Below are 13,489 nucleotides of genomic sequence, written 5' to 3'. Positions count from 1 at the left end.
AGCTATCTTCTCGATGCACGGTTGGGGGTCGTCCCGTTCCGTTGCGGGCAGTTCGGGCAAGAGAAGCTTGGGTCGTGGTGTGATGTACCCGGTGACCTGTCCTTTGTCGTCCTCCATGGCCGTGCGGGCAAGGCAAGAGTCGGCTCGCCGCGCGATTCGCGCGTGAGTCCGTCGAGGTGAGCTGGGCGGTCGCCGATGTCCGTCGCGCGTTCGGGCGGATCCAAATCGGGTTGCGGTAGGGCAAACCGTTCTGGTCGTGGTCGACCACGCCGATCAGTGGGTGAAGGATCAGCTCTCCAACGACCCGAATGCGTGTCTTGTGCTATTCGGTCGCCTGTTGTTCCGTTGGGAGCGTCTTCATGATGGCGCGTGCTTGTTCGCGTAACAGGAGTTCCTCGTCGTAGCTGTATGTCCCACGGCGAACGCGGCTTAGATAAGCCAGGGTCAGTGCTTCGCTGTGTCTGTCACCGAGTGATCGGAAGATGTCCAAAGCGGTGGCATGGATGTTGTCGGCTTCTTGCCAGCGTTCGAGAGCTTGCAGGGCCTCGCCAAGTGCGTTGAGGACTCTGCCCTCGCGGGGTTTATCGTCGAGTTGTCGGCATATGCGGATTGCTTCAGTGGAATACTTGATCACTAAATTCTGGTCTTCTACGTGATCGCTGATGGTGATGAGGTGTTCCAGTGCCGAGAGCTCGCAGGTGCTGGCATCGAGTTTTTTGCAAATGGCCAAGTCGCGTTGGTGGTATTCGGCGGCCTCCTGCCATCTGTTGAGGGTCTGGTAGGCGGCTCCGATATTGTTCAATACGTTGGCCTGTAGGTGGAGATCTCCTAGTCTTTCAAAGATGTCGAGGGCCCGCCTGTGCCGTCGAATGGCTTTCAGGGGGCGTTGGAAGTGGTGATCGGTCAGGCCCAGGTTGTCGAGTGCTGTTCCCTCGTGGTGCGGCAGGTTCAGCTTGCGGGCCAGGTCTGCTGCCTGCCGGTGCAGGATGGCGGCGTCGCCCCATTCGTTCAGATCCTGGTGGGACAAGGCGAGGTTGTTGAGTGTGGACGCTTCGCCGTGACGGTCGCCTGTCGCCCGGAACACGGCGAGCGCCTCACGATGACATCTGGCGGCGTCGTGGTGGCGATCCATATTCTGATGGGCCAAGCCGAGATTGCTCAATGATGCTGCCAGGCCCTGCTGCTCACCCAATTCCCGGCAGATGGAGATCGACTTTTCCGCGTAGTCGGCGGCAGTCTCCCACTGGTGTAAGTACTGATATATTCTGCCAATGCTGTTAAGTAGCATTCCCTCGCTATTCCGGTTTGGGATCCGTCGAGCGCAGGCCAAAGCAACACTGTGCGTGGTAAGCCATTCGTGCACCATCTTTCGCAGGTCGAAATAGTGGTAGAGGTGGTTCGTCAGGTTGATAGCGTAGGCGTCGGCGCCGAACAAGCTGGTCATCTTGACAGATGCCACCAAGTTGGGATATTCGGCATCGAACCAGGCGACAGCCGACGCCCGGGTAGCCGATCGAGTATCGCTGGGCGCAGACTTGGCGGAATTCAGGCTTTCGCCGGCAGCCGTGCTGGAGGACAGGTAGTAGCCCAGGAGTCGCCAAGTCGCCGCGGCCAAGTCATTGCCGACCTCTGGGCCGATCGCCTGGACTGCGTTCTCGCTGGCGTGGAGCCGGAGCAGATCGTGAATCTGCCATCGGCCGGGAACGGGTTGCTCTAACAACGACAGACGCTCCAGGGTCCGGAGAGTGGTCCTTAGCTGACCGTCGGGCAGGTCGGCGAGTTCAGCCGCGGCGCGAAAGCTGATGTCGACGCCGGGAGCGCAGCAGATAAAGACAAAAGTGCGCAGTTGTTCCGCGGACAGCCTTCGATACGACCAGGAGATCACGGCAGGGAGATTCGCGGCCCGATCGCCGTCGTTCAGGGCGCTCAGGCGGGTAGCCTCGTCGCGCACTTCGGTGGCGAGATCCCTCAGCAGGAAATGAGGGTGGTCTGCGGCCCTGGCGGCGACGATGCTCAGAGCCAGCGGAATGCCACCGCTGCACTTCACGAGAGTGTGCACGGCGCCGGGCTCGTCGTCGACGCGCCGGCTACCAAGGCGAGCCGACAGCAGCTGGCGTGACTGTGCCGCCGACAAGCACCCCACGGAAAGCACGCGAGCACCGTGTGCCGTAACCAACCCTGGTAGACGATGGCGGCTGGTGACCAGGACAACGCAGGAGGCGCTACCCGGCAGCAACGGCGTGACCTGGTCGGCGTCCGCGGCGTTGTCCAGGATGATCAGCATCCGGCGCCCCGCGACGAGACTCCGGTAAAGCCCAAGCTGGGCATCCGTGCCGACGGGCATGCGGGTCGCTTCGACGCCCAGTGCGTCGAGGAAGCCGCGCACGACCATCGCGGCAGGTGTGGGTTCGCCCGCGGGTGCGAAGCCGTGAAGGTCGACGAACAACTGACCGTCCGGAAAGCGATCGAGATAGTGATGGGCCCACTGCAACGCGAGCGTGGTCTTACCCACGCCGCCGATTCCGGCGAGCGCGGTCACTGCCGCTTGTTGCTCACCGGCGCGATCGACGGCTTCGGTGATGGCCGCCATCTCTTCGGCGCGGCCTGCGAAATACGTGGATACCGGTGGTAACTGCCGGGGGACCGGCGTCGGTGCCTGGGAATGGACGTGCACGTCGCCGTTGATGGCGCCGGTCTGAACTAGGTTGCCGGTGACCGGACCGGTATGGACATTGCGGATCGCCGGTTGCTGCTCTTCGGTTGGCGGCGTGTCGGCACTAGCCGTCATCGGCACCTCATGTCGTGGTTTCGTTGCCCATACGATGTCGATCCACCGTAGCGGTCAGCTGTGCCGAGGCGGGCTGGTGCCGTCCGCCGCCGTGACGGCGGCTGCTCAGCGACTGCTGACACCTCGGGACCGTCGTCGAATGCGGCGGTGAACTCGCCGTCAGCGATGTGACCGGCCACCCGCGACTTCGCCGTAACCTCACTCAGCTGGTCGCACTCTTCGAATTTTGGTCGAGTAGGCCGTCCACGCCACACAGCGGCGTCGTCGAGGGTTGCCGCAAGCTGGGCACTGTCATCGAGAACGGCGACGAACACGGCACTCAGCTCCACGAAGCAATATCTCACAGTTGCGAGGATTTCCGTTTCTGGCAAAGGCAGACGCCGGGCTTCAGGACACGGACAACGCAGCACACTCCTGAAAAATACTGTTTAGCTGACTGTGCTGATCTTCAGACGAACGCGGTCGGCGTCTTTAGTGCGGTGTTGCGACTGAAACAGCTCGAGAGCTTGTTCCCATGCCTCGCGTGCCGACGCCTTGTCTTGAGCCTGAACCGCATCCCCGAGGAGGTCGAGCGCGGTGGCTTCAGATGCGGCATCACCGAGTTCCCGGTAGAGGGACATGGAGCGCTGGTAGGTGTTGATCGCGTGGTCGGTGTCACCGGTGTGGTGGGCGATGTAGCCGAGGCTGAGCAGTGTGGTTGCTTCGCCGCTGCGGTCTTGTCGGCTTCGGCATTGTTCCAGGGCGTCGGTGCAGTGTTGATGTGCGTGGTCGAGGTTGCCGGTTTTGGCGGTGTACCAGCCGATCTCGTTGAGGGCGTGAGCGCTGCTGACCGGGACGCCGACGTCCTCATAGAGGCGGAAGGCGCGTTGAGAGTGCTCTAGGGCTTTCTGGTATTCGTTGCGTTGGTCCCAGGCGACTGCGAGTGCGCGATGGGTGTGGGCCTCACCCAGCTGGTCGCCGTGCTCTTGTGCCCAGGAGATGCCGTCTTGCAGGTGGTGGAGTGCGTCATCATGTTGGCCGAGCAGCGCGGCGGCGCGGCCGCAATGACGATAGGCCCGGGTGCGGCGACGAACATCGAGCAGGTGCTGGGACGCGGCCAGTCCTGCTTTCCATGCTGTCTGATAGTCCTGGAGGTGTCCCTGGCGGAGCTGGACGGTGGTCAGAGCCCAGGCGAGCTGCCATACCGCCGAGTTCCAACGCTTCTTCGCCGCCAATTGCAGGGTGGCCATGAGATTGGCCCGCTCGGTGGTGAGGTAGGTCCAGGCGTCGTCACGGTCGGCGAGTTGGCGGGGTACGCAGCCAGGAACCAGTTTGTCGAGCTTGATGGGGGTGTGGCTGGGTGCGATGAGCAGGTCGGCGGCGTGCGCGGTGTGGCAGGCGAAGGTCACCAGGCGGCGCAGGCCCTGGGCTTCGGCGGTGGGCTCGGCGTGGCGTGCGGCGTAGAGCCGGACCAGGTCGTGCATCCGGTAGCGCTGAGGCGCGTGCTGCTGGATGAGCGACACGCGCTCGAGCGACCGCAGGATCGTGCGTGTCTGGGGTTCCGGTGTGCCGGTGAGACTGGCGGCGGCGGGCACGCTGATGTCGGGGCCGGGCGCCGCGCCGAGCAGCGCGAACACCGTGGCCTGTTCTGGAGTGAGGGCACGGTAGGACCAGGACAGCACCGTTTCCAGGCTGCTGGTCGGGGTTCCCTCATCGAGTGCCTGCAGACGAGTGGTGGCGTCGCGCAGTTCCGCGGCCAGATCCGCCAGGGGAACGTGCGGGTCCAGGATCGCGCGGCCAGCGACGATGCTCAACGCCAGCGGTAACCCTGCACAGCTGCTCACCAGCTCAGCCACCGCGGCGGGCTCGGCCGCCAGCCGAGCATCGCCCAGCCGGCGGGCGAGCAGCATGTGCGACTGCTGCTCGTCTAGTGCGTCGACGGTGACCGGTTGTGCGCTGTGCCGGGCGATGAGGCCGGCCATCTTGTCCCGGCTGGTCACCAGCACCGTGCACCGGGAACCACCGGGCAGTAGCGGCGTGATGTGGTCGCTGTCGCGAGCGTTGTCGAGCACGATGAGCATCTGTCGCGTTGCGACCAGGCTGCGGTACAACCCGACCTGTGCCGACGGCTCCGCGGGAATGCTGTCCGAGGCGACTCCGAGGGCGTCGAGAAACCCGCGGACCGCCTCGTGCGGTGACATCGGGTCGTCGCTGGGGTCGAAGCCACGCAGGTCAACGAACAGCTGCCCGTCTGGGAAACGATCCTGGTGAAGGTGCGCCCAGTGCAGCGCTAACCAGGTCTTCCCGATCCCACCAGCGCCAGCAAGCGCCGAGATCACCACCGTGGAACCCTTCCCCAGCTCGTGCTCAAGCACCGCAGTTAGCCGTTCCAGCTCCGCTTCGCGGCCGGTGAACAGCGACGACGCCGACGGCAGCTGCTGCGGCACCACCGACGGGCGCCCCGCCTGCTTAAGAACGATCGTGCCGACATCCCTCGCCTGAATAGCGTTGCCCAGGACATCACCGCGGATTACGTTCTGCCCCTCTGAGGTCCCCACCATGCCCCTCAGTGTGCCCGATCGCAGACCGCTGATCCTCCACAGCTCAGAGATCTGAAAGGAAGAGAGATATCGGTACGGCGGGCGGGCGTGCCGACCGGATTGCGACCGCGGGGTGGGCGAGGCAGCGCGGCCGTCGTCGGCCACGTGGCAGCGTCCGGGACCTGTTCGCAGCTAACGGCCTTCTTCCCTTGGAAACGATGATCTGTGTATGGGAGGTGTGCTGTACATCAGTGGCATCCTCCCCGAGTCGAACAACCCTTCATCCGACAAGGAAGTCGCTCTTCTGATCACGTGCCCTCGGATATCGTCGGGGACAACGCCCTTCGTCACCCGCTGCTGTGCCACGACGTGAGCTTGGGGCCGTCGATGCTCTGGTCCATGCCCAGTAAAGTGACGTTCTGCCCCTGGGAAACGGCGGCAAAGATGACACTCACGCGGTCGAAGCCATTGGGGCCGAGGGGAGTCCTCGTCCAGGAGGCCCCGTCGGACGATGTCCATACGGCTCCGAACCGATCCTTGCCCTCGGTGCCGCCCAGCCCGATGAAGCCACCATTCCAACTGTGCACAGCCGACACACGCTGCCTACCGCGCGGCGCTACACCTTTGTCCGGGAGTTTGCCCAGGTCGATCGCGCCGGTCGTCCACTGCGTGTCCCCGTCCCTCCTGAACCAGGCCGTGAGACCAGGGCTTTCCTCGTCCTTGTCGAACCACGTGGACAGCGCCACGGTCGTCTGTCCTGTTCGGCCGATTGCATCCGGCATCATCGTGGGCAGGCCGGAACCGATGTCCTGCCAGTCCGAGCCATTGGTGCTCCACAGGACGAGCGGAGAGCTACTTACTGGCCTGGGGATACCGTGGAGCAGGAAGCCGTCATGCACCGCAGTGAGGCGAATTTCGCCACCTTGGACGACCTTCTCTCGAATCAGGGTGGTTCGGCTGAATTCCTTTCCGTCCGGTGAGTACCAGACGCGTAATCCTTCGGCGGTAGACGAGCCGCCGGTGGTCGCTCGGTCATACCCGATGACCACGACGCCTTGAGGGCCGGCCGCGATGGCCAAGTTCGGATCCTTGGCCATCGCACCTGGAAGCTCTGTCTTCCGCCAAGCATTACCGTCGCTGGTCCGCCATACGGAGGTGGCTGCAGCGTTGTGACCCAGCACGTACGCGCTCTCGCCGAAGCCGGCCAGCGGGCCGTAGCTCAGGCCGGTGACGCCGTCGAGTCCGGCAGCTCGCCACGTCCTCATGTCATACGTGACCAGCACGTTCGGATTCGGCCCTTCGCTCACCACCAGCGCGCCTTGATCCCATCTGCCGATAGCCGGATGAAGTGAGGTGACGTTCGACGGAAGTGTGACGACTTCAGGTGCGCTCCACTTCGGAGGCTCGAAGCTCGGGGCGGGAGGCGGACTGCCGGGCGCTTGCGGAGGTGACTGGGCCGGCCCTGTGGCCGGTGCCGATGGCGTGCTGCTGCAGGCCGTCACCAGCGTAAGTGCGAAGGCCAATGTGAGGACTGCGTTCTTTTGCGTAGTCAGCACGATGCTCCACTTGCTTTCGGTATCCAACGTCGGCTGTCAGGTTGCTCGAGACAGAACGGTCGAGCCGCGGTCGTGGCTGTCGTGCGTATCGGCTTGCCGCCGTCGTCGATGAGGAGCTCGCCACGTCCCATTCCGGAGCTCCAGGGAATGCGAACACGCCACTCGATGTCTTCGTCTGTTGATGTGGGTGTGATGATGACCTGCTCCGGATCTGTTCCGCTTACCTTGTAAGGAAAACTCGCAGTCCCTGGTTCAGGAACCGCGCTCGGCGCGGCCTTGTCCAGGTCGGCGCGGAAGAAGCGAGGGGTGACATCGCTGCCGCAATTGGATGGCAGGAAACTTCCGGGCATGGCAGGCCTGCGGCTGACGACCTCGACGTTCATCGAATGCAGGACCACCGACTCGGCTGTAAGCCCCTGTAGCGTCAGGACGACCGAGCCGCCACTTCCGAGAACAGCGTCGACAGGCTTGTCCGTGTGCGCGATCGGCGCTTCGTCGCTGGTGGGAACGACCCAACCGGATTCACAGTCCTTCTTCGGGTAGAGGTCAAGCGTCGCGGCAATCGGCACAGTGGGAGATGGAGGCGGCTTTGCTGCCGCGTCCTGTGACTCGACGGTGGGATGATCTTTGCGCAATATGCTCAGCAATGCGATGACGAGGACAGCGACAAGCAGAATCGCGCCGACTACATACAGTCCACGGCGATCATGGTTGTGGGTCTCGCTTCTGTCGTGGACGTAAATTGAGTCGGTCGACCCGGACTGGATGACATTTTTCGGGCTCCCATCCACTGAGTTGGTGACGCGTGGTGCGGGCTTCTCGGTTGGGGGAGACTCATCGGGCACGATGGCTATGTCGGCACTGCTCGGATCGACGCAACAGCTCGGCAGTGCGACGGAGTAAACTATATCGAACGGTTACAGTCGAGATTCTGACCTGTGTTTCGAGGGCGGACAGGGCGGGCGCGCTACCCGCTTGACGTCAGGGCACGAGGTCGATGCGCGCAACTGACTGAGAACGCCTGGCAAGCAGAACATCATGGCTGCAGCAGGATCTTCACTGGGGACGAAGTCAAGAGCTTCTTCGATCCCGATCAGATGGGGACGCACTCCATCACGTTTTGCCGCTCGACTCGGTGGAGGGCGTTGGTGGTAGTGCCCCCTCGCTAGCGTGGCTTCGTCTCAGGATGCTGGCCAAGCAGGATCGCCTAATCTAGGACGACCGCGATAGGCCCGAGGATGTTGAGCCGGTGGTCGTCCTCGGGCCGACGGTGGCTGCCATTGGAGGGCTCTCAGCAGCTCGCCGAGTTTGCCGTGCCGTCCGAGGTGGCCGCAACCACGATCATCTTCGCAACTCGGCGCGAGGAGCGCGGCCGATCATAATGAGGTGGCAGACGGTCTATTTGCCGCGTTGAAGTTTCTTGAAGACGTGGTTGCGGTGCCAGGCGTAGTAGGGTTCGCGGTCGGTGTTCCACCAGGTGGTGGTGCGGCCTTGGAGGTGTTCTGCGATGAATTTGGCGACGTCGGGGGCGTTGTCGACGGCGTTGCTGATGAGGATGTCGCCGCCGGTGTTGACGGCGATGTAGCCGTGCTCGAACAGGCTGTCGCATCCGAGGAAGCAGGCGAGCATGCCGACGTTGTCGAAGTCTTTGCGTTCGTCTTCGCTGCAGAATGAGCGTTTTTTGATGTGAGCTGCGATCAGGAAGTCTGGCGGCAGTGTGCAGCCGCAGAGCCCGCACACGCCGCCACCGATCCGGACGAGGTGCCGTTTGAGGGCACGGTGCTCGCGGCGCCCTGTCGTCGACCGGGTCTCGTCAGTCGGGCCGACCGGGGGAGTGGTTGTTCCAGAAGGGGTGGTGTCTGCAGGGCCAGGTGAGGTAGCTGGGAGGTTGAGCATGTCGTCGAGGTCGACCAGGTCGGCAAGGCGCTCGGCCCGGTCGCCGTCGATGACGGTGAACCCTTGAACTACGGCGCGGTCTTGCCAGCCGAGTACCGCGCGGACCTCGGTGATGGGCACCTTGATGTTGCGCAGGTCGGTGAGGGCGAACATCAACTCCCAGGTGAGGCCGTTGTCAGTCCGCTGCCAGAGACGCTCCGCGAGCGCTTCGTTGCGGAATGTCAACGCTACGTGGCCTGCGAGGTAGAGGTGGTGATCACCGTAGAAGAGGACACCATCGCCTGGCCGCAGCTTTGCCCACTTCCCGACCGTCGTTCCTGACGTGCCCGGGGTTGCTCCCCAGAACTGGGCCTTGCCTCGCGGGAAGCGTTTACGCAGCTCCTTGTGCACGTCGGGAGAGAGCAGGTCGCGGTGTGCCGCGAACGGGACCTGGGTCTCGATGGTGTCCTGGAAGTGCTGGTTTACCGAGGGCTTGCTGAGCCCCGCGGGCTGAAGAGCGATCCTCACTTGTCCCCTTTGCCGAGCTGGTCGTACTTCCGCGCCGTGCCCCTGGCCAACTCGGCCGGGTACTTCGCGCCATTGACCGCGATCTTGTCACTAAGGGCCGACAAAAGATCGACCTGAAGCACGTCCGCCAGCCGAAGCAGGTAGGCCAGCACGTCCGCCATCTCATGCCGTACCTGCACAGCAGTTTGCGGATCGGCCATGATCTCGGCCGACTCGTCTGGGGTGAGCCACTGGAACAGCTCGAGCAGTTCACCGGCTTCGCCGGCCAGCGCCATCACCAGGTTCTTCGGCGTGTGGAACTGCTCCCACGACCTCTCCTGCGCGAACTGGCGTAACCGGTGCTGCAACTCCTCGACTGTCATGCCAGCAACTATGACCGACAGCTCGTCACCTCGATGAACGAGCCTCATGTGGGAAGCGGGAACGGAGTCGCTCAGGTTGCACCGGTATCAGGAGCTTCGCCGGGCTGTCGGTCAGGCCGAGTCCGCGCTGCGGCTGAGTTCGCACCTCGCCTGAGCACGGTGCTCTGTCCGGTGTCCCTGCCAGCGCCTCTGCCTCAGCGGGGGCTGCAGCGCGAGTTAGCTGTCGTTTGCTGCAAGTGGGTGCACTTTCTGCGGCTACCCGGGATTCCGGCGGCGTGCCGTTTAGCCCGGCCACGTGATCACGGTGAGACTGGAGTGCCCTGCGTATCCGGCGCTATCTGGAGAGGAGTCCGCAGATGCCAACTCCGTATCGCTGGACTGAGGCCGGCCTGCCCTGCTACCAGGCCGGTAGCGCGCCCCCTTCCTGCGCACTATGAGCCAGCTCGCGGACATGGGGCTTCGCTCCACGGGCCAGATCGTCGCCTTCGTCGACTCTCAGTACGGTCCGGCTGCGCTCTTCCTGCTGACGGAAACCGACTTGCTCCCCGGCTGCAGCTGGCCGCCGGTCAATCCCGAGAAGCAGTCGTGAGTAGTACAGGACCGAGCACCCTGGATCAAAGTGAACGTTTATTTCGCCTAAATCGTCGTGCTGGTATGTGATCATGTGATCGTCAACGGTTCCGGGGAGGGAACTTAATGTCGTCACGTCGTCCGACACCTGAGCAGGACGCGGCTGTGGAGGCGTTCCGCAGTGGCACGGATCTGGTGCTGCAGGCCGGTGCGGGAACGGGTAAGACCACCACGCTGACCATGCTTGGCGCGGCGACGCGCCGGCAAGGCCGGTACCTGGCGTTCAACAAGGCGATCGCGCAGGAAGCACGGCGGAAGTTCCAGAGCAACGTGGGCTGCTCGACCGCGCACAGCCTGGCGTTCAAAGCGATCGGGCACCAGTTCGCCGAGCGAATGGATCGGCCTCGGATGGCCACCGTCAAGCTGGCACAGCTGCTGGGCATCCGGATGAACGTCACCATCGGCGCCCGGAAGCTGCAGCCCTCGACATTGTGCTCGATCGCCCGGGACACCGTGACGCAGTACTGCTACTCCGCCGACGACGTCCTCAACCGGCTGCACGTCCCCTGGCCCAAGGGCATCACCGACGAGAACGAGCACGACCAGCTGGTGGAGATCGTGCTGCCGCTGGCCAGCCGGATGTGGGCTGACCTGCAAACCCCCGACCGCGGCAAGGTCCCGTTCAAACACGACCACTACCTGAAGATGTGGGCACTGACCCGCCCGCGCATCCACGGTGAATTCCTGCTCTTGGACGAAGCCCAGGACACCAACCCCGTCGTCGAGCAGGTATTCCTCGACCAAGGCGCGCATGCCCAGCTGGTGATGGTGGGCGACTCCGCCCAAGCCATCTATGGCTGGCGCGGCGCCCGCGACGTCATGACCGGCTTCCGCGCTCAGCAGCTCGCGCTGTCGCACTCCTTCCGCTTCGGCCCCGCGATCGCGGCCGAGGCGAACCGATGGCTCGCGATCGCCGGCGCACCGATCCGCCTCACCGGCTCCCCGCATGTCAACAGCGAGCTCTCTGCGGTCACGGCACCGAAAGCGATCCTATGCCGCACCAATGGCGGCGCGATCGCCGAACTCCTCACCCAGCTCGCCGAGGGCCGTCAGGTCGCGCTCGCCGGCCGCGCCGCAGAACTCCGCAAACTCGCCGAAGCCGCCCGCGACCTGCAAGCCGGAAAGCGCACCACCCACCGCGACCTGCTGCTGTTCTCCACCTGGGGAGAAGTCCAGGAATACGTCGAATGGGACTCCGACGGCCGCGACCTGCTCCCGTTCGTCGACGTCATCGACGAACACGGCGTCGACGTCGTCCTCCAAACCCTCGCCCAGCTCAGTGCCGAAACCCACGCCGAGGTCACGGTCTCCACCGCCCACGCCGCCAAAGGCCGCGAATGGCCCACCGTCCGGATCGCCGACGACTTCCCCGAACCCGACGACCCCGAAGACACCGAACTCGGCGGCGACCCCATGCCCGGGAAAATAGAACCCGCCGAAGCCCGCCTCGCCTACGTCGCCGTCACCCGCGCCCAGCACCAACTCGACCTCGGCGGCCTCTCCTGGATCAACCAACACCCCGACGGCAACCCCACCCAGCCATAAACCGACAAGACCAATGTCCTCCTCCGCCTCGCTGACCACCCAGCTATGGTCGTACTACTGCGACCAGGCCTTATCGGGTCGGTGACTTCCTCGGCGGCAGCAGGCGCAATGCCAGGTAGCCTGCAACTGGTCACGGGTGATGGTTTGTCATGGCCGCGGAGGCAGCATCGCGTAGTAGTCGCTAGCGGTGCGGCCTTCGATCATGAGCCGACACGACCCGCACAGGACACCGCCTTCTCCGCACGGCCGCAGACCACATTTCCAGCAGCGCGCGGGCGCCGGCCCGCGGCGATGCCCGGTACTGGCACACTCGATGGTTCGCGGCGCGGGTCTGCCCCTGGCCCGCCGGCTGCTGCCAGGCCAGTACTCGCCGGTCAGCCCCGTCATTTCCTGGAACAGCTTCAGGTCCTTCGGGGCGACGAGGCGGACGTCGCCAAGCAGATCCCGCATCGCCACCAGCTCGGCAGAAGGGAGCATCCCAGCGACATCGTCAACAGTCAGCCCGCCCCGCGGCTGCGGTTCTGGGTGCCACTGGCCGCACGGACGTTTCGGGCGCGTGCGTTTCGCACGGCCCCCGGCCGGGCACCTTCCGCCGAAGCTGCTGACCGTGCAGCGCGTCGGCGTCATCGTCCGGGGACCGATCGCTGTGGCCGCACGTCGCTCCGGCAACGTGCTCCACCGCACGTCATTGCAGCCCAGCGACGGTACTGCGTAGAACCACGGGGGTGTCCGATCTGAATCAAGGAACCACACTGGCAGCCAGCCCGCCCCGAACGACTTCGTCGTGCGTGCCTTGACCAAGCTCAGCTCGATCGCCGAGCGCTGGACCTCGATCCCGGTGCGATACGGCCCGTCGATCGCCACGTCCAGCACCGTGCCGCGCCCAGTCCGGTACTCCTGGGTCACCCTGTAGCCAGCATCCTCGGCAGCACGCTGCCAGTACTCCTTCTGCCATCGGTGCTCGTCCGACTCCCGGGCGATCTCATGCTGCCCGGCGCAGCCACTGCCGGGGAAGTGTGCCGCCCAGTACCGGCCCCCGCGGAGCCTGACGAACATCTCCGCGCCCTCATCGTCGGCGAGCGCTTGCTGGCAGAGCAAGATCCGGTCACCACGGTTGATCTCCCCGCGCAGGCCTTTGATCAGCTCATAGTCGATCGGGTTGAGCTCGGCCAGGTCGATCAGCCGATCGTCACCGTCCTTGCTGTAGCGCACTAATGTCGACATCTGGCGCCTCCTACGACTTTTCCCAGGATACGACTGGTCACCGACAGTTCCAATTGCCCCAGAATTGGCCCGGATCGCGGGTGACGGGCAGTCTGCCAAGGCACATCCAGCGATAACGGACGATTGTGTATAGCGATATGAGATTTTCGCTGGGGTGGATGGCGGTTTTCTGTGGAATCCGCAATGTGGGCTTGATGCCGAGATGGCGGATTGTCACATACTCGGCGTATGTGGTGTCCCTGTTTGACAGGCTCTCTGCATAATTTGTATTCCTTGTGGCTAAAGAAGCCACATTGGTCCTCAGATGGTCAGCTTGCGCTGAGCGTGGCGACATGCTTCAGCAGTCCCGGTAATCGCCAGGTAGTGCTGTTAAGGACGACACTAGTGATCGTGATTTACCGACAAGAGTTGCGTGTTGCCGCAACGCTCATTTAGGATAGACATGGCGCCCTGTGAAGTGCA

The 13,489-nt window shown here is 64.0% G+C and carries 9 protein-coding genes; 2 read left to right on the top strand and 7 right to left on the bottom strand.

Annotation, left to right across the window (positions count from 1 at the left end; genetic code table 11):
• Positions 1–322: 322 nt before the first annotated feature.
• From L324_RS08785 to L324_RS08765, 6 genes are all read right to left on the bottom strand, one after another.
• Positions 323–2,788 (bottom strand): ATP-binding protein, encoded by a 2,466-nt coding sequence (locus tag L324_RS08785; RefSeq protein ID WP_051173773.1) that lies wholly within the window; start codon positions 2,786–2,788, stop codon positions 323–325.
• A 428-nt stretch (positions 2,789–3,216) separates the two neighbouring features.
• A complete protein-coding gene (locus L324_RS08780) occupies positions 3,217–5,328 on the bottom strand; it encodes an ATP-binding protein (protein ID WP_051173772.1) in 2,112 nt (703 codons plus the stop codon).
• Between the two features lie 326 nt (positions 5,329–5,654).
• A complete protein-coding gene (locus L324_RS08775; protein WP_152546741.1) occupies positions 5,655–6,614 on the bottom strand; it encodes a hypothetical protein in 960 nt (319 codons plus the stop codon).
• Between the two features lie 242 nt (positions 6,615–6,856).
• Positions 6,857–7,708 carry a hypothetical protein gene (locus L324_RS42165; protein WP_152546740.1) on the bottom strand — a complete coding sequence of 284 codons (852 nt, stop codon included), beginning with the start codon at positions 7,706–7,708 and terminating at the stop codon, positions 6,857–6,859.
• Positions 7,709–8,261: 553 nt separating this feature from the next.
• Positions 8,262–9,266 carry a hypothetical protein gene (locus tag L324_RS08770; protein ID WP_037305576.1) on the bottom strand — a complete coding sequence of 335 codons (1,005 nt, stop codon included), beginning with the start codon at positions 9,264–9,266 and terminating at the stop codon, positions 8,262–8,264.
• Entirely contained in the window at positions 9,263–9,628 is a 366-nt protein-coding gene (locus L324_RS08765) for a nucleotide pyrophosphohydrolase (RefSeq protein WP_037305574.1), read from the bottom strand. The genes L324_RS08770 and L324_RS08765 overlap by 4 nt, the downstream gene beginning before the upstream one ends.
• Positions 9,629–10,061: 433 nt before the next feature.
• On the opposite strand from L324_RS08765, the gene L324_RS42705 reads away from it, so the two are divergent.
• Together L324_RS42705 and L324_RS08760 are read left to right on the top strand one after the other, a co-directional pair.
• Positions 10,062–10,217 (top strand): hypothetical protein, encoded by a 156-nt coding sequence (locus L324_RS42705; RefSeq protein ID WP_161780834.1) that lies wholly within the window; start codon positions 10,062–10,064, stop codon positions 10,215–10,217.
• A 107-nt stretch (positions 10,218–10,324) separates the two neighbouring features.
• Complete coding sequence (locus L324_RS08760) at positions 10,325–11,803, top strand: UvrD-helicase domain-containing protein (protein ID WP_037305573.1); 1,479 nt, start codon at positions 10,325–10,327, stop codon at positions 11,801–11,803.
• Between the two features lie 147 nt (positions 11,804–11,950).
• Here L324_RS08760 and L324_RS08755 read toward each other — a convergent pair whose 3' ends face one another.
• On the bottom strand, positions 11,951–13,027 hold the full coding sequence (locus tag L324_RS08755; RefSeq protein WP_037305572.1) for a hypothetical protein: 1,077 nt from the start codon (positions 13,025–13,027) through the stop codon (positions 11,951–11,953).
• Between the last annotated feature and the right edge of the window lie 462 nt (positions 13,028–13,489).

This window comes from Amycolatopsis orientalis DSM 40040 = KCTC 9412 (genome assembly GCF_000478275.1).
Taxonomy (GTDB): domain Bacteria; phylum Actinomycetota; class Actinomycetes; order Mycobacteriales; family Pseudonocardiaceae; genus Amycolatopsis; species Amycolatopsis orientalis.
This window is presented reverse-complemented; position numbering and strand designations above follow the sequence as displayed.

What these genes read in the sequence shown, in the direction of transcription:
- L324_RS08785 (WP_051173773.1), bottom strand. Translation starts at nt 2,788, where the DNA reads ATGACGGCTAGTGCCGACACGCCGCCAACCGAAGAGCAGCAACCGGCG.
- L324_RS08780 (WP_051173772.1), bottom strand. Translation starts at nt 5,328, where the DNA reads ATGGTGGGGACCTCAGAGGGGCAGAACGTAATCCGCGGTGATGTCCTG.
- L324_RS08765 (WP_037305574.1), bottom strand. Translation starts at nt 9,628, where the DNA reads ATGACAGTCGAGGAGTTGCAGCACCGGTTACGCCAGTTCGCGCAGGAG.
- L324_RS42705 (WP_161780834.1), top strand. Translation starts at nt 10,062, where the DNA reads ATGAGCCAGCTCGCGGACATGGGGCTTCGCTCCACGGGCCAGATCGTC.
- L324_RS08760 (WP_037305573.1), top strand. Translation starts at nt 10,325, where the DNA reads ATGTCGTCACGTCGTCCGACACCTGAGCAGGACGCGGCTGTGGAGGCG.
- L324_RS08755 (WP_037305572.1), bottom strand. Translation starts at nt 13,027, where the DNA reads ATGTCGACATTAGTGCGCTACAGCAAGGACGGTGACGATCGGCTGATC.